Consider the following 16,590-nt stretch of genomic DNA (forward strand, 5'->3'; position numbering starts at 1 on the left):
GCGCCTGAGCTTCCTCGCGAAACCTCATTTTGTGGCCACACCATAAATCAAGACGAGTTATTAATAATCCCAGATACAGCTCAAGACGAAAGGTTTTTTGATAACCCCTTTGTTACAGGCGATCCTAAAGTACGCTTTTATGCAGGTTTTCCTTTAAAATTAAGGGAGGGAGTCATTATAGGCACTTTGTGCCTTGCCGATAATAAACCTAGACAACTCAATGATGAAGAAAAACAATTACTAAGAGATTTAGGCACGTTAGTCGAGCGAGAAATTCAATCAATTCAACTAGCCACAATTGATGAGTTAACAAGAATCTCTAATCGACGTGGCTTTTTAAACCTTGCCGAACATACGCTAAATGTATGTAGGCGAAATAAAGTATCAATGTCGTTTATATTGTTTGATCTCAATAAGTTTAAACAAATTAATGATATTTATGGACACCACGAAGGCGATTTTGTATTAAATAAATTTGCACAAATTATGCTTAGTTCATTTCGTGATTGTGAAGTCATAGGTCGACTTGGCGGAGATGAATTTGTTGCGATGTTAAGCGACTCAGACGAGACAAAAGCAGAGTTTGTTTTACAAAGGTTTGCGGATGCAATAGCGCATGCTAATAATACCTTAAACAAGCCATACAAAATTGACTACAGTGTAGGGGTAACACACTTTAAACACGATACAGGTAAATCAGTTGAGGATATGATTCAAGATGCTGATGTTGCAATGTATCAGCAAAAAAAGCAGCAATCACTTTAGTGAACTATTTAGTTTAATTGCTGCTTGAACTTCACTTAACTTCCTCATGCTAGTATGAATCTTATAATATGCCGTTATTCGCTATTGCAGTCATTTTTTGCCGCGGGTGATGCTAAAGACACATTTGGTTGCCAAACCCTGTTCCATATTTTATGAAGATTGTTTAAGTTTGGTCTTTGACTTATTTTTTCAAAGTTACCAATGCTCACTTCTGAATCATTTTTTTGACCGACTACAAAATTAAACACATAGTTGCACTCCATGCCCATACGTAAATCAGAAAGTACAATATTGCTTTGCTGTTGGCGCACCGAATAAAACCCTTTAGTAAACCACTGCAAGCGTTTTATAGCCCATTCATCGCTAATATTATTTAACAGTGAAGGCGTTGTTTGATAAGCCGTTAATGTAACATCGCTGGGTGCGTCAAATACTGATGCATAACCTTCGTAGTATTGTCCGTCAGACATCACAACAATACGCCACAGCAAAGTGGTTAGCGGAGCAGGCGTACTAACATACGCATTTACTGGTATTTGTCTGTTGTTGAGAGCCGTTTTTACTTTGTCATCAATATTTACTTTTAAAATTAAAGCGCAAAATAAATATAGACTACTTAAAACTAAAGCCGCTGCATTTATACGATAAGCCGTTGCTGCTTTTATTTTGGGTATTAGCGTACATATTACGCCAATTAATAAAGGAAGCGTGTAAGCAGGGTCAATAATAAATACACTAGAAACCGCAAAGGGGTACTCAGTAAAAGGCCAGAGTAGTTGTGTACCGTATACCGTTAGGCTGTCTAATAGGGCATGTGTAGATAAACTTAAAAATACTAGCCAAAACCAGCGCACTTTATAAATTTGCATTCCCGCGTGTACTTTTAATATTAGCCATACAATGAGCGGGCTAATTAATAAATGTATTAATAACGAATGGCTAAAGCCACGGTGATAAGTAAATGCTTCTACAGATCCGCCATATGGCAAAAATACATCTAAATCAGGGAGCGTGCCTAAAATTGCTCCCCATAAAACGGCTTTTCGACCTATTTTATTGCCTAATACCGCATAACCTACAGCACTGCCTAATGCTACCTGCGTTAAAGAATCCATTTTAATTAATACCTTTAATTACTACTTTTATTATTTATACTTTTTGATTATTAAAAAGCGTCAAAAAATCGGTTAAAACATTTAATAAGCATATTAATATTAATATACAGAGCTTATAAACTAAGCCTAAGCTTTATGAAATCTAAAAAAGCCACAATTCGCGATGATACCGCACTGTTTCGCCGCTGCTTGCGCTAAGCGAAAACGTAAATAAAATGAGTTTTACTAACGGCCAAGTTTACGAGCATGTAAGTTCGAATCTTATAAATCACCAATACGTATGGCTAAGTCTGTTTTATGCTCGAGTAAATTAATAGTACTGCCGTGTGAGGTTATATCAAGCGTTATGTGAGGGTATTACTTAGCGAATTCACCAATTAAAGGCGTAAGTTGATTCAATACAAAAGGGTTTGCCGCATCTATTAGTTGCTTGCCATTTGGCGCTTGTTTTAAAGCTTTATGGCGTTTTCATCTGTGCATAAAATATTTAGCCTTTCGCAGGCGTATTTTAAAAGTATAGCTTTCCTAGCATTTTAAATTAAGCAAAATAATACCCCGTGGCGACTTATAAATCCTGTTGCCGTTTAAAGTACGGACGGTCAATTTGTTACCATGTTTGGAATGATAATTGCTTCTAATTATAAAAATAAAGTCGTCAATTTTTAGACACATGAGGCAAAAATGAATTTTGGAACTCTTTCTTCACAGTTATACAATGACAATAGCTATTCGAATCTAAGTAATTTAAATAAAAACACTGTAAAAACGGATGATCCTAGTAAAAGTCCAGAGGCTAAAGCAGACTCTTCTTTAAATAAAGACGCCGAAAAAACTACGAGCTCTACTGCAGCTACTGAAGACGCAAAGTCTATCATTAGCAGCGAAACAGAAGATTCGAGTGACAATTCAGCAGTTCAAATGAATAAAGCGATCGAGTCAATTAAAGATTTACAGAGTAAAATAAGAGAAATGACCAATAGTTCTGATACGCCCACAGGGGAAGCGATAGAAGAGCTAAGCGAACTTAAAAAGCAACTCGATAGTGAGCTATCGTCGATACAATTGACAGTGCGAAAAAATGTATCTACTTTAATGGATTCAATGTTTTCATCATCTTCAGATAATAAAAATTCAGGTTTGCTTTTTAATAACCAAGCATAATTTAACTTGCTTTTTAATATAGTTATAAGCTTAGTCGTGGCTTTATAAAATCTAAAAAAGCCACAATTCGAGACGATACCGCACTGCTTTTATAATACACGGCTTGTACAACCTCTCGGTTATTAGGAGAGCTAACTGCACTGGGTAACACTTCAACTAATTTACCTGTTTTTAGGTCATTGCCAATCATAAAGTGAGAAAGTAGCGCAACGCCTTGGTTTGCAATACATAGTTGGCGCACTGTTTCGCCGCTGCTTGCGCTAAGTGAAAACGTAAATAAAGCGGGCTTTACTAACGGCCAAGTGTTTAATTTAGGGGAGTCACTAAAGCCAATTATCTTGTGATTTTGTAAGTCATCTATTTGCGTAATTGCTGTGTTGTTTTTTATATATTCTGGGCTGGCTACAATACGTAACTGGCTGCTGCCAAGTTTACGAGCATGTAAATTTGAGTCTTTTAAATCACCAATACGTATGGCTAAATCGGTTTTATGTTCAAGTAAATCAATAATGCTGTCGTGGGAGGTTATATCAAGCGTTATGTGGGGGTATTGTTTGGCAAATTCGCCAATTAAAGGCGTAAGTTGGTGCAATACAAAAGGGCTTGCAGCATCTATTCGCAGCTTGCCACTTGGCGCTTGTTTTAAAAGCTTTATGGCCTCTTCACCGGTATAAAGCGTATTTAACCCTTCACGCGCAAATTTTATAAAAGTATGGCCTTCTTCAGTAAGCTCTAATCGGCGTGTTGTTCTGTTTAGCAAAGTACATTGCAATGTATTTTCAAGGCGTGATACAGCTCGCGACACTTTAGCCACCTGTTGATCGAGCAAATTAGCCGCTCCCGAAAAGCTTCCGCAATCTACTACCGTTATAAACGTTTCTAAATCTTCAGTTTTTGAATGAACAGCCATAAGTATACCAACATCACCTTTGCATTATTAACAAAAGTATTTTGTCACTAATACTATTTTTTGCAAATGATATTTTAGCCAAACTACATTCTTCAAATATTAATGAGGATATAACTATGCCATTGGCTTTGTGGGCGCTTACCTTAAGCGCATTTGCAATAGGAACAACTGAGTTTGTAATAGTGGGATTAGTACCTAAGGGATCCCCAAAAATAATTATTAAATTTCAATCACATCACTCACATCCATATTTTTCCAATCGAGTTGCACTACCACCTGTACGAAATAGGCTAGCCCTTCCAAGTAATCTCGCCGCCGCAGCTTAATGGACTGTTTTTTGAAGTATCGCAACCCAACAAATGCCCATGACACTACTCGCCTGTTTTTGCTTGAGTTAGCTTGAAAAGCCCCTGTCTTTCCTGCTTTGTCTATCACAGCACCCAGCATCATTGAGAACCAATGAGCCAATGTTGCGAGCAGTAAAAGTATGTCTAATCGATAGAGTTTGTTCGTTCTGTGCAGATCTGAGCCTAAGCCGAACCTAACACTTTTTTGGTCTCGAAACCCTGCCTCTATCTGCATTCTCATTCCATATAGCTTGAGCACCTTTTCGAGAAAGTGGTGTCTTTTTGGAAGAGAAGAAACGAGTAGCCAAGGCTCCTTATAACCGCGTTTTTTATCTCTTTTTAATAACTTATGTCCCTTGCCAACCAACACTGCATGAGTTTGATATTTTGCACTTTTGGTCAGCTCGGTCGCGCCAAGATACTGGCTCTTACGCTGATTGTTCTTGAATAGTGACTGGCATGGAATAAACTCATCGCTGTCCTGCGTTTTCAAATGTGCCGTACCACGAACCCGACTAATATAATGCCAGCCATTGTTCCGCACGGCTTTGAGCCAGGGGACTTTAAAGCCCGCATCCGTCACAATCACGGGGCGGCAATCACTCGGCAAGATCAGTTTGAGCATCTTTAAAAACCGTTTTTGCACTTTTGGGCAATGATATTGAAAGCTGAATGCACTTTCCTGATACAGGGTTAAAGAGCGACCTTCACTGACAATGCTGGCACGCAGAATACAGTATTTGGTTTGTGTATCAGCATGGCTCCAATCGACCAAAATGACGGGATGCTTTTCAGTGACCACAAAACGGCTTAAGCGAACATAAACCGATATCGATTCACGCAAAAGCTCATTGTTACTGAGTAGTCGATCAATACGTTTAATATCATGTTTTTCAGTTGTTTTTGAATCCAAATTGCGGCCGATAGACGTCAAGGTGCATTGCTGACAGTGCAAAAGAGATTTAACGGCAGCGACTAGAGTATTAAATCTGGCTTTATGAATAGAGTTAGGGGTGACAGCGCGGAGCATATTGTGCAAAATAGTAGACGCATTCATGGTGTTTAGTTCTGTTGTTTTTAAGCGATTCATAAGATCACAAAACACCATGAATGTTCCCTCACTACCCACATTTTTTAATACTGTTAGTTCATTGATATGTAAAGGCTAATTCTGGGGATACTTTAGGATTAGTACCCACCATTGCAAACGACTTAGGCGTAAGCCTACCTTCAGCGGGTTTGCTTGTAAGTTTATATGCGGTTGGCGTTGCTATTGGTGCACCGGTGCTAACAGCTTTAACGGGTCGTTGGAATCGTAAAGTGGTATTAATAAGCTTAATGGGCTTGTTTGTTTTGGGTAACTTACTTGCTTGGCAAGCGCCAAGCTACGAAACATTAATACTTGCGCGCATTTTAACGGGGCTTGCCCATGGTGTGTTTTTCTCAATCGGATCGATGATTGCCACAAGCTTAGTAAGCAAAGATAAAGAAGCCAGTGCAATAGCCATTATGTTTACTGGGCTTACTGTAGCACTAGTAACTGGTGTGCCATTAGGTACATGGATTGGCCAACACTTTGGTTGGCGTGCAACGTTTTTAGTTGTGTCGGTATTAGGTTTAATTGCATTAATCGGCAGCTCTATTTTAGTGCCAAAAAACTTAAAACAATCAATACCTGCAACGTTTAAAGAGCAACTACAAGTAATCGTAAAACCGCGTTTATTACTCGTATATTTAATGACGATATTGGGCTATGGCGGCACGTTTACAGCGTTTACTTATTTAGCACCTATTTTAGAGCAACAAACAGGTTTTGCGCCTTCGGCTATTGCCTTGATAATGCTTGTTTACGGTGTATCGGTAGCAATAGGTAATATTTGGGGTGGAAAGTTGGCCGACAGACGTGGCCCAATTAGCGCACTGAGTATTATATTCAGCGCTTTGAGTGTTATTTTACTGATATTTACCTTTACGATGGAATCAAAAATTGCCGCTGTACTTACTATTTTAGTCTGGGGCGCATTTGCTTTTGGTAATGTGCCAGGCTTGCAACTTTATGTAGTAAAGCAAGCACAAAAGCACACGCCCAATGCGGTAGATGTTGCATCAGGCTTAAACATAGCCGCATTTAATATTGGTATTGCACTTGGATCAATTATTGGTGGTAGCGTAGTAGAAAACATGACCCTACAAGATACAGCATGGATAGGCGCCGTTATCTCTGTTTTAGCACTTGGTGTTACACGTTACAGCGGTATGCTTGATAAACGTGAAATTCAGCAAGCGTAAACTATCTTCTGCTAAGGTTGAAACTAAAATTAATGACCTCATACCTGTTATGAGGTCATTAATTTTTAAGTGACAGTTGTAATAAGAAGTAAAAGGTGTATTTCGTAAAGCTTAAAAGAGCTTGTTTTTAACCGATTATTTTATAAGGATAGAGCCATGACACAACGTGTAATTGAAATGCCAGATTTAGGTATGGGAACATTCCGTTTAGAGGGCGACACTGCCTATAACTCAGTAAAAATGGCGCTCGAAGTTGGGTTTCGCCATATTGATACCGCACAAATTTATGGCAACGAAGAGCAAGTAGGCCAAGCCATAAAAGATAGTAATATACCGCGCAGTGAAATATTCTTAACTACCAAAGTGTGGAATAACAAATTAAATAAAAGCGACTTTATCCCAAGCGTTAAAAAGTCACTTGAAAAGCTACAAGTTGATTCGGTCGACTTACTGCTAGTTCATTGGCCATCGCCTGCTAACGACGAGCCAATGAGTGAATACCTCACTGAATTACTAAAAGCGAAGCAGCTTGGTTTAACTAAGCACATTGGTGTATCAAACTTCACCATTGCAAACTTAAATGAAGCAATGCAAACACTTGACTCGCGTGAAATATTTACCAATCAGGTTGAGGTTCACCCATATTTAACTAATACTAAATTGCGTGCATTTTGTGCTCAGCACGATATACACGTGACAGCGTACATGCCATTTGTAGTAGGCAAAGTACTTAAAGATCAAACCATTATCGACATTGCTAAAAAGCACGATGCAAGTCCAGCACAAGTTGTTTTAGCATGGGTTAACGCAAGCGGCATGACGACAATTCCATCATCAACTAAGCGCAAAAACTTAGAAGATAACTTTAACGACCACGTTAAGTTAGATGATGAAGACATAGCCCGCATTGATGGTCTTGATTGTGGCGACCGCCAAGCAACACCAGACTTTGCGCCGCAGTGGGATCAGTAAACTTACCTCAAACGCAAAGTTAAACTAAATATTTTAAGGTGTAGATTATCTACACCTTAACTTTTAAAAGGAATACACATGTTAACGGTTATAGCGGCACTGTCGTGCAAAAATATTGATGCAGATGTGATGCTTACAGCACTTGAAAACTTACAAAAGTCATCGCGCCAAGAAGTAGGGTGCTTACGTTATGAACTATCGGTAAAAAGTGATGATGAACATACCGATTATGTTGTTAGCGAACAGTGGGCGTCTGACGAGCACTTTGAAGCGCATAAAAACGAGCCACACTTTAAAGCATTTGGTACGCAAGTTACTGGGCTTTTAACCAATAGTAGTATTGATGTATATAAATCAATTGGTTAAATTCTTTTTATAGTGCCTATTATGGTACGTATTAAAATACTTAGCTAAATTACATATCATAAAGTAAATACTCAAATAGGTGCTGTTATCTTACATCACCTTTTATTCTTACACTCCAACCTGCCTAAATACCCAACTTCGCCAATATCAATGAAACCTATTAGGACTCTTTTTTGTTAATTCGCATTCGTAGTGCTTCGAAATCAAAAGAGGTTCATAACTTTATTAAGAGTCGTTTTGCTATCACAACCCACTCTAATAAATAGCCTATTTAATTTGTTGTTTACATTAAAGTTCTCTGGTGTAAATTATAGAAATATAACATGGCATTTTAGTCAGCCGTAAATAGTTCGAGTGGTACTGAATAAGAGACTCAAAATAGCAAACTATTTATATATTTTTTGTGTGTTATATTTTTAGAGCTGAGTTAATTAAACTAATAATGGAGACATGGGTATGGAAATTAATAAATCAAATCAATCTATTCTTATTTTTGTAATCCCTTTATTAACTGCGTATTTCGGATCAAAAGTTATATTTCACTTATTTGCTTTTGAGTATCTTGTGTTTACAGATACTTTTGACATTCTAAAGCTACTCATTGATATTAGTGTATTTGGAGTGTTGTTCTATATTAGTTCGCTGGGCGTTGGTTATGTCATCAGAGCTAAAACATAAGTTTTTAATCATTAGCTGGTAAATTGCTAGCTAAAAAATCACAGCCAATAAAGCCTTAACAGCTTTAAACTGTATAATTTATATGGAGATAATAATGAAAAAATTAATCGCAATCGTAGCGTTGTTAGGCTTTGCTTCATTTGCACAAGCTAATGATAGTTTTGTAGTGAATGCTAAATTTTATGATAATAAAAACTTAATTGGCTCACCTGTTTTAGTAGTCAATTCAAATGAAGAGGCGTCAGTTTCAGTTGATAATTCGTATAGTTTTGCTCTTACAGTAACGCCAATTGATGAGCTTACTGTTAGTTTAGCAACTGACCTAAAACTAGGTGGAAAACATATGGCTCCCTCTTTAGTTGTTGAACTAGGCAAAGAAGCAAGTATTAATATTGATGGTAAAGAGCTGTCAGTTTTAGTAAGCAAATCAAGCAGCTAATAATACCAACCTGCATAAATCTTTGATCAATTTAACGAATTAAATTGCACTATAACGTCGTTAAAAATTTTTTATTTAGAACAACTAGATATAAAAATTTTTGCCTAGTTCTAGCGTAATTTTCTTAACGTTAAATAGACCCCATATATAAGCAGATTGGTATAAGTTAAAAATTAGGAATATAACTAATGAGAAACTCAAGAAATGAGATAGTAAAATATGGAGTCTCTTTTGGTACGGCCCTAGCAATTGCTATTTCATGGAGTGCTAATGAGTCTGTGTTATGGGCAATTTTGCACGGTTTTTTATCTTGGTTTTATGTTATTTGGCATGTAATTACGCGATAAGTGTTTTCGCGTGTGCACTGATTGATTATGTAGATTGCGGTCAATGTTAATACTCGAGCAATTACCATCTAAAACAATTAAGTTAAAAATATAAAAGGAATAATTAATAATGAAAGGTGCGGGTGGAAGCTCTGGTGGTATTGGGTATTTTTTTATTGGTTTGATTATGATGTGCGGTGGCTTTTATATGCTGCTAAACGCAATTTCGGTGACCTCTAATTTTGGACTAAGTTCTCGCATTTATAGTGTTAATGCTTTAGGTGGCTTTGGCGTTACAGGCGGCATGGTTATGATCCCGTTTATTTTTGGTGTAGGTCTGATTTTTTATAATTCTAAAAATATTTTAGGCTGGGTGCTATCTCTTGGCTCGTTAACCGCACTCATATTTGGCGTTATATCGAGTGTTCGATTTAGTATGCGAACTATGACGTCGTTTGATTTGATTGTTATTATAATTTTAGCGTTTGGCGGCTTAGGGCTGTTTTTACGTTCGCTTAAATCTATTGATACTTAAATAATTACCACGCTTTGTTTTAAATACAATTTTAATTATAGGCATTTAACATGATGTTCCAATGCCTAAGCTAATACATTAATAATGTAACCCTTCCTATTTACTGCTTAACCAGTAACGTATTTTAAAGAGATTTATGTGAACAACTCAATACAGCTAAAACTAATTGCTACTCACTTATTAGCACAAAGAGAAGAAAACCCAGCACGTTCAAACTTTCCTAAAGAGTTAGTACTAGACTCGACTGACGATGCGATAGAAGTACAAAAGTTGATGATTTATTTAAATGATCAAACCGTATATGGCTGGAAGTGTATGCTGCCTTTAGATGATGGCTCAATTATATTAGCGCCTCTTTTACATGCACCTATAAAACAAGCTGAAAATTGCCCACTGTATACAACAAACAATAAAGCGCTTATTGAACCAGAAATTGCATTTATTTTGCAAAGCGATTTACCAAGTAATAAAACCTATACAAATGAAGACGTAGATACTGCATTTGCCAGCGCCCATTTAGCACTTGAGCTTATTCAAAAAAGGTTTGATGAAGACACTCCAAGCACTCACATTGAAAAGCTGGCCGATGGCCTATCTAATCAAGGCGTGTATTTAGGCCCGCAAATAGATAAAGCCAAAGCGTATAACGCAAGTACTGTAAATATCAACGTTAAGCAAACTGAGCTGGAGTTAAACTTGGCAGGTGTGCACCCTGCAGAACTTGCGCAGCTTCCTCTTTATTGGGCGGTTAATTACTTATCAGCAAAGGGAATTAACTTAAAAGCAGGGCAAGTGTTTATAACTGGTTCTTACTGTGGTGTGGTTGAGCTTAATACCAATGAGGAAACATGTATTACATATGAAGATTTAAATACTTTTAATGTGACATTTTTATCCCATTAAGCGAAGTACTCATTTTAACGGTCATAATAAACACAACCCACTAATTAGTGGGTTGTGTTTATTTGGCTAAATTTTAATTATTTGATTTTAGATAGTAGTGCAGGATTTATTACGAGATTTCGTACGCCGTGGGCATGATCTTCATCAAAGGCGTTACTTTCACACCATTTACCAACACTGTTTATATCAACCTTTGCTACTTTTGGTTTAACTGACCATGTTACTTGGAAAGGAGAGCCTGCCTCATTGTAACCAGGGCCAGTGGTAGAGCCGGTATAAATAACTGCTTCACCAGTATTAGTAAGTGCATTCGCTGCTTGGTAATAGCCATTAACCGATGACACGTTACTTATTTGAGCAAAATCAAGTGCGTTAGCATCGTTTACTAATACATATACTTGAGCTTCAACACGTAGTTGCGGATTTTTAATCGAATCACTCAAACAACTACCCAGTGTAGGGCCAGGTTTAACCATTGCACTGCTATGAACATTGTGAACTTCAATAGTGTCGCCGACTGAGAGTGCGCCGTGTTCGCTTGGACAAATTTCAATTTTTGCTGGTTTACTTTCACCTTTAGTTAAAGAGCCTGAATATAAGTAGCCACTATGAAAACCTTTTCCATTACCATTTCCTGCATATTTGCTAAATTCGCCACCGGCATGTTCAGCATTTTTATGAAAGTGTATATTACATAAGTTCATATTTGATGAAGTTGGGGCATGAGAGAAAACTGCCGTGTTTTCGCCTTTATAATTATCAATATTGCGTGGTGATTGTGGCCCAAAACCTTTATTAGCGGTGTTTTTAGCAAGCGCTGCACGCTGTATTTTTATTATGTCGTCATTTACTATTTCGTGGTTAGCTTTAGCTAGTGTATTAAAAGATAGGATGGTGATTACAGCAGAAATTACACTTATTTGTGTTTTGATTGTCATTGAGTCAGTGCCTTTAAATTATATTTTGCATAACAATTAAGTTAACAGATCTTGCTTTTTGTCAAATAATCCTAAAATAAATAAACTAATGCAAAACTATTTAATAGATAAATCGTATTTTAAAATAAGTGCATCTATATAGCGGGTGCGTAATGTATGTTGTTTTTCATGATCGGCGCCATGCCCTAAAGCTTTGTTTAAAAGCTTCATGGCGGGGTGTAGTAGCGCTCTTTCTTCTTGGTTTAAACTCGCTTTACTGCGCAGTTCTGTAATGTCGTCAACTAATAGCCTGCCAATGTCTACCGAGACTATTTCGTCTATTAATCCATTTTGAGTAAGTACGCCATATTTACTGCATAAAAACTGTTGCCAAACTTGCTGTAAGTGCTCGTCTATTTCACAGCCAAATAGCTCTTCGCTAAACGTAAATCCTTGCTGAGCGAGTTTAGTTAGGCTTGCAGTATATTGCTGCGCAAAATAATTAAAAGCATGGCTTGATGATTCTATTTTTTGTTTTAAAAGACCTTGCCCCCAATTAACACAGCCGCGCGGATAATAGTCGTCATATTCTTCGCATTCATACAAACCCGAATATGAGCTGCAGCTAAGTTGACTTTTAATACAGTAACTTGGTTTGGGGAACACACTTCGCTCTTGCCAAGCTAAAAGTGTATCTGCATCTATGTTTAATGCTTGGCACAATTCATCGGTGTTATAAAAATGAGTTGCTAAGTAGTCAGATAAACGCATAAAGCCTCTGGTATCGTTAAAAATAAAATACTGTTTTTATATACAGTTATTCATTTTGTATTACCAAACCCAATAACACAAGCGATTTTATAATTAAATGTGCGCTTATACCTCCAAAAATACTGGCAAGTATGTTACAAATAGCGCAAGTTTTATAAATAATGAATTTTTATGCGCACCCTAGAGAAAATTAAACAAGCAAGCCTTATTACAGCTATTAAAACGCCATATTTAGCAAACGGTGAAATTGATCTCGCAAAGTACGATGAACTCGTTGAAATACAAATTGCAGCGGGCGTAGATGGCATTGTAGTTGGTGGCACAACAGGCGAAGGCCAGTTAATGAACTGGGAAGAGCATTTAATGCTTATAGCGCACAGTGCAAACAAATATGGTGACAAACTGGTTATTGTTGGTAATACCGGTAGTAACAACACCCGTGAAGCGATTAAAGCAACTAAATATGGCTTTGCCAGCGGTATGGATGCAGCACTGCAAATTAACCCATATTACGGACGTACGTCAATCGCGGGTGTTAAAGAGCACTTCAAACGCGTACTTGATATTGGACCTGCCTTTATTTACAACGTAGCCGGTCGCACAGGCCAAGACCTAACACCTGATATTATTGAACCATTAGCACAGCATTCGAACCTAATTGGTATTAAAGAATGTGGCGGCAATGAGCGCATTGCACACTATGAGCAGCAAGGCATTGCGTGTTGGTCTGGTAACGACGATGAAGCACACGACGCTCGTCATGTACACAAAGCTCACGGTGTTATTTCGGTTACTTCTAACCTTATTCCTGGGTTGTTTCGCCAATTAATGGATACTAAAAATGATGAGTTAAATACGTCATTACAACCATTAATGAACTGGTTGTTCTGTGAGCCAAACCCTATTGCTATTAACACTGCGATGATGATGACAGGTGCAGTAAATCCAGTATTTAGATTACCGTATTTACCGCTTAGTGATGAACAACAAAAAGTAGGTTTGCCATTAATAAATGAGCTTAACGAACGTGAAGTTGTCGGTGGTAAAGCACAGTTATTAAAACAAAATGAGGTATTAACGCTTTCTTGAGTTGATAATCAATATTTTAATGACTTAACAAACTAATTTTTAGCTTTTAATCCAGTTTAAAGCTAACTGTTGACTCGTTTTTGCTGTATAATTTGCGACCCTTGATAATGTGGCCGTAGGTTATACAGCATGAATTTTAAATCTTTTAGTTTCGCTCCTGAAATCATCCAGGCGTTGGACGAACTTAACTATCACACTCTTACGCCCATTCAGCGCGCAGCAATCCCTGCTGTTCGTAAAGGTAAAGACGTTTTAGCCAGTGCACAAACTGGTACCGGCAAAACTGCCGCGTTTGCTTTACCTATCATCCAAAAATTGGTTGAGTCTGAACTCAGCACAACGAATGCACCTCATGCGTTAGTACTTGCTCCAACGCGTGAACTTGCAGAACAAATTGCAAATAATTTTAGAGATTTTGCAAAGCATACATCACTTAAAGTCGTTAGTTTATTTGGTGGGGTTAGTACCGCCGGCCAAGCAAACGCTTTAAAAGAAGGTGTAGATATTGTTGTTGCAACACCAGGTCGTTTATTTGATCATATTCGCTTAGGTAACTTAAGCCTTGCAAGTGTTAAGCATCTTGTTCTTGATGAAGCTGACCGTATGCTTGATATGGGCTTTATTGAAGACATGCAAAACGTAATTAAAAGCTGTGCAGAAGAGCGCCAGATTTTACTTTTCTCTGCGACATTCCCTGCAGCAATTAAACAGTTTGCATCTAAAGTATTAAAACAAGCTGAAATTGTTCGTGTTGACCAAACTAACAGTACAGCAAGCACTGTTGAGCATGTTGTTTACCCTGTTGAAGAACGTCGTAAGCAAGAGCTACTTTCTGAATTGATTGGTAAGAAAAACTGGCAACAAGTGCTTGTATTCGTAAACATGAAAGAAACGGCTGACGAGCTTGTTAAAGAGCTTAATCTTGATGGTATTCCGGCAGGCGTTTGCCACGGTGATAAATCTCAAGGTAACCGTCGTCGTGCTTTACGTGAATTTAAAGAAGGCAAAGTACGTGTATTAGTAGCTACAGAAGTGGCTGCTCGCGGTATTGATATTGATGGTTTACCTCGTGTAATTAATATTGATTTACCTTGGCTTGCAGAAGATTACGTTCACCGTATTGGCCGTACAGGTCGTGCTGGTCGCCAAGGTCAAGCAATCTCATTTGTTAGCCGCGAAGAAGAAAACACTTTGTTTGAAATTGAAACGTTAATCGGTCAAAAAATCAAACGTGTATATTTAGAAGGTTACGAAGTAAGTAACCGTGAAGTACTAATTGATAAAATTGGTAAAAAACCAGCGCATTTACGCCGTACACGTTCTAACAAGTTATCAGGACAAGCAACCGGTGAAGCGAGAGCTGTAAATCGCTCACGTATTTCAAGCGTTCGTAAAAGCTTAAAAGGCGAAAAACTGTCACTTAAAAAGTCATAGTTAACGCCGTTTAGTTTAAAAAAACCTGAGTTTACTCAGGTTTTTTTGTATCTAACGATAACACCTCATCAATAATATTTGCGTATACATAAGCCGCTTGCTCGCCCTCTTTATTTGCTATTATGGACAAACCAACTGGTAAACCACTTACTTTGCCTACCGGCAGAGTTATGTGCGTTGTGCCTGCAATAGCAGATAACGAACTACTACTGCCATTAAAATTATCACCATTAACTAAGTCTGTTTTCCAGGCGGGTGATACTGTAGGCGCTATAACAATATCAAGCTTGTTGTTTTTATATACATTAACAATGGCTGTCGTTGCTAAAGTGCGATAGCGTTCTTTAGTCTCTTGGTATTTTTGTTTGTTTGTTAAATCAATAGCCTGCGATTGAACTAGGATATCTTGCTCAAAGTGGGGCATTTCTGTATTTTTATTTTGAATATTAAAATTAATAAGTGCTTTTAGGCTTTTAACAGCTACTTGTGCGGGAGTGCTTGCGAGGTAGTGATTAATTTCGGCTTTAAAGTCGTAAAGTAAAATATAGTATTCATCAACAAATAGCATATCTAAGTTATCAGTAATATCTACATTAATAACAGTGTGCCCAGCCTGTTTTAATGCTTGTAACTGCTTGGCATAAAGGCGCTGCGTTTCAATTGTAAATTTATCGCTAGGTAGCGCACCGATAATAAGTGACGATTTTGATTTTAGATTACCTGCTTTTAATTCAAACCCTGTAGTTGTTGCATCAAGGGAGTCCTCACCTTGCAAAACTGATAAAACCAGCAGTGCATCTTTAAGTGAATGCGCCATCGGCCCTACTGAATCTTGGCTACTTGAAAGAGGTATAACGCCTGAGCGTGATACTTGGCCCATACTCGGTTTTATTGCATAAACTCCATTTACTGAGGCAGGGCACGTAATTGAACCGTCTGTTTCAGTCCCTAATGCTATGGGCGCAAAGTTAAGTGCGACTGCCACAGCAGAGCCTGCACTAGAACCACATGGATTACGTGTTACATCGTGCGCATTATGTGTTTGTCCGCCTACGGCACTCCAGCCTGACGACGAATAGGATGAACGAAAATTTGCCCATTCACTTAAATTAGCTTTACCTAAAATTATAGCGCCCGCATTACGTAGTTGTTTAACAACAAAAGCATCATTATTAGTAACGTTATTTTTAAATGCTAAAGAGCCAGCCGTTGTGGGAAGTGTGCCTTTCGTTTCTATATTATCTTTAAGAAGTACAGGTATTCCGTGTAATGGACCTGCCCAAGTGCCTTTGGCGGCAAGTTCATCTAACGTTTTAGCTTGAGCAATCGCTGTAGGCTCAATACTAATAACTGCATTGTATTGTGGGTTAAGTTTATTAATTCGGTCTATATAATTTTGGGTGAGTTGCTGTGCATTAATAGAATTATTTTTATATGCACTGTGGATTTCATCGATGGTTTTTAGCTCTTGTGCTTTAGCGTTAAAAATTGCTAATACACTAAGCAACGAAAAGGTAAATGTTTTGATCATGGTTGAGGTGCTTGAGGTGTTATTATTTTCTATACATTTAGC

At 37.8% G+C, this 16,590-nt stretch carries 17 protein-coding genes and 2 pseudogenes; 12 read left to right on the forward strand and 7 right to left on the reverse strand.

The genetic code is table 11. From position 1 onward, the window contains the following. On the forward strand, nucleotides 1-765 hold a 765-nt coding region (locus L652_RS0117365; protein WP_024603577.1), incomplete at its 5' end, for a sensor domain-containing diguanylate cyclase. A gap of 74 nt (nucleotides 766-839) precedes the next feature. Here L652_RS0117365 and L652_RS0117370 read toward each other — a convergent pair. Continuing rightward, nucleotides 840-1,880: a metal-dependent hydrolase gene (locus L652_RS0117370; RefSeq protein WP_010553067.1), complete on the reverse strand. Its 1,041-nt coding sequence runs from the start codon at nucleotides 1,878-1,880 to the stop codon at nucleotides 840-842. A 264-nt stretch (nucleotides 1,881-2,144) separates the two neighbouring features. Next, nucleotides 2,145-2,392: pseudogene (locus L652_RS1000000125525) on the reverse strand (LysR family transcriptional regulator); the annotation flags it as partial. Between the two features lie 169 nt (nucleotides 2,393-2,561). Between L652_RS1000000125525 and L652_RS0117375 the strand changes: the two are divergent. Beyond that, complete coding sequence (locus L652_RS0117375) at nucleotides 2,562-3,041, forward strand: hypothetical protein (RefSeq protein WP_024595984.1); 480 nt, start codon at nucleotides 2,562-2,564, stop codon at nucleotides 3,039-3,041. A 22-nt stretch (nucleotides 3,042-3,063) separates the two neighbouring features. On the opposite strand, the gene L652_RS0117380 is transcribed toward L652_RS0117375, so the two are convergent. Both L652_RS0117380 and L652_RS0117385 read right to left on the reverse strand, forming a co-directional pair. Beyond that, nucleotides 3,064-3,951, reverse strand: coding sequence for a LysR family transcriptional regulator (locus L652_RS0117380; protein WP_024595985.1), 888 nt, complete (start codon nucleotides 3,949-3,951; stop codon nucleotides 3,064-3,066). A 219-nt stretch (nucleotides 3,952-4,170) separates the two neighbouring features. Next, nucleotides 4,171-5,388, reverse strand: a complete 1,218-nt coding sequence (locus L652_RS0117385) for an IS4 family transposase (RefSeq protein WP_139015407.1) — start codon at nucleotides 5,386-5,388, stop codon at nucleotides 4,171-4,173. A 92-nt stretch (nucleotides 5,389-5,480) separates the two neighbouring features. Here L652_RS0117385 and L652_RS0117390 point away from each other — a divergent pair. The 8 genes and pseudogenes from L652_RS0117390 to L652_RS0117420 all read left to right on the forward strand — a co-directional run. Next, nucleotides 5,481-6,587: pseudogene (locus tag L652_RS0117390) on the forward strand (MFS transporter); the annotation flags it as partial. Nucleotides 6,588-6,743: 156 nt separating this feature from the next. Beyond that, nucleotides 6,744-7,559, forward strand: a complete 816-nt coding sequence (gene dkgB, locus L652_RS0117395; RefSeq protein WP_024595988.1) for a 2,5-didehydrogluconate reductase DkgB — start codon at nucleotides 6,744-6,746, stop codon at nucleotides 7,557-7,559. Between the two features lie 78 nt (nucleotides 7,560-7,637). Further along, complete coding sequence (locus L652_RS0117400; RefSeq protein WP_002958660.1) at nucleotides 7,638-7,925, forward strand: putative quinol monooxygenase; 288 nt, start codon at nucleotides 7,638-7,640, stop codon at nucleotides 7,923-7,925. A gap of 456 nt (nucleotides 7,926-8,381) precedes the next feature. Next, entirely contained in the window at nucleotides 8,382-8,603 is a 222-nt protein-coding gene (locus L652_RS1000000125060) for a hypothetical protein (protein WP_029753242.1), read from the forward strand. A gap of 94 nt (nucleotides 8,604-8,697) precedes the next feature. Beyond that, nucleotides 8,698-9,042 carry a hypothetical protein gene (locus L652_RS0117410; RefSeq protein ID WP_024595990.1) on the forward strand — a complete coding sequence of 115 codons (345 nt, stop codon included), beginning with the start codon at nucleotides 8,698-8,700 and terminating at the stop codon, nucleotides 9,040-9,042. A 188-nt stretch (nucleotides 9,043-9,230) separates the two neighbouring features. Further along, on the forward strand, nucleotides 9,231-9,389 hold the full coding sequence (locus L652_RS1000000125140; RefSeq protein WP_007378675.1) for a hypothetical protein: 159 nt from the start codon (nucleotides 9,231-9,233) through the stop codon (nucleotides 9,387-9,389). A 109-nt stretch (nucleotides 9,390-9,498) separates the two neighbouring features. Continuing rightward, nucleotides 9,499-9,903: a hypothetical protein gene (locus L652_RS0117415; protein WP_024595991.1), complete on the forward strand. Its 405-nt coding sequence runs from the start codon at nucleotides 9,499-9,501 to the stop codon at nucleotides 9,901-9,903. Between the two features lie 138 nt (nucleotides 9,904-10,041). Next, a complete protein-coding gene (locus L652_RS0117420) occupies nucleotides 10,042-10,806 on the forward strand; it encodes a 2-keto-4-pentenoate hydratase (RefSeq protein WP_024595992.1) in 765 nt (254 codons plus the stop codon). Between the two features lie 77 nt (nucleotides 10,807-10,883). On the opposite strand, the gene L652_RS0117425 is transcribed toward L652_RS0117420, so the two are convergent. Continuing rightward, nucleotides 10,884-11,744, reverse strand: coding sequence for a delta-class carbonic anhydrase (locus tag L652_RS0117425; RefSeq protein ID WP_033013576.1), 861 nt, complete (start codon nucleotides 11,742-11,744; stop codon nucleotides 10,884-10,886). Nucleotides 11,745-11,840: 96 nt separating this feature from the next. After that, on the reverse strand, nucleotides 11,841-12,494 hold the full coding sequence (locus L652_RS0117430; RefSeq protein WP_002958653.1) for a DUF6058 family natural product biosynthesis protein: 654 nt from the start codon (nucleotides 12,492-12,494) through the stop codon (nucleotides 11,841-11,843). A gap of 171 nt (nucleotides 12,495-12,665) precedes the next feature. Between L652_RS0117430 and dapA the strand changes: the two genes are divergently transcribed. Together dapA and L652_RS0117440 are read left to right on the forward strand one after the other, a co-directional pair. After that, nucleotides 12,666-13,583 (forward strand): 4-hydroxy-tetrahydrodipicolinate synthase, encoded by a 918-nt coding sequence (gene dapA / locus L652_RS0117435; protein ID WP_024595994.1) that lies wholly within the window; start codon nucleotides 12,666-12,668, stop codon nucleotides 13,581-13,583. A 129-nt stretch (nucleotides 13,584-13,712) separates the two neighbouring features. Next, nucleotides 13,713-15,017 carry a DEAD/DEAH box helicase gene (locus L652_RS0117440; RefSeq protein WP_002958629.1) on the forward strand — a complete coding sequence of 435 codons (1,305 nt, stop codon included), beginning with the start codon at nucleotides 13,713-13,715 and terminating at the stop codon, nucleotides 15,015-15,017. A gap of 31 nt (nucleotides 15,018-15,048) precedes the next feature. Here the strand turns inward: L652_RS0117440 and L652_RS0117445 are convergent, their stop codons facing one another. Further along, a complete protein-coding gene (locus L652_RS0117445; protein ID WP_024595995.1) occupies nucleotides 15,049-16,548 on the reverse strand; it encodes an amidase family protein in 1,500 nt (499 codons plus the stop codon). Between the last annotated feature and the right edge of the window lie 42 nt (nucleotides 16,549-16,590).

This window comes from Pseudoalteromonas sp. TB25 (assembly GCF_000497995.1).
Taxonomy (GTDB): Bacteria; Pseudomonadota; Gammaproteobacteria; order Enterobacterales; family Alteromonadaceae; genus Pseudoalteromonas; species Pseudoalteromonas distincta.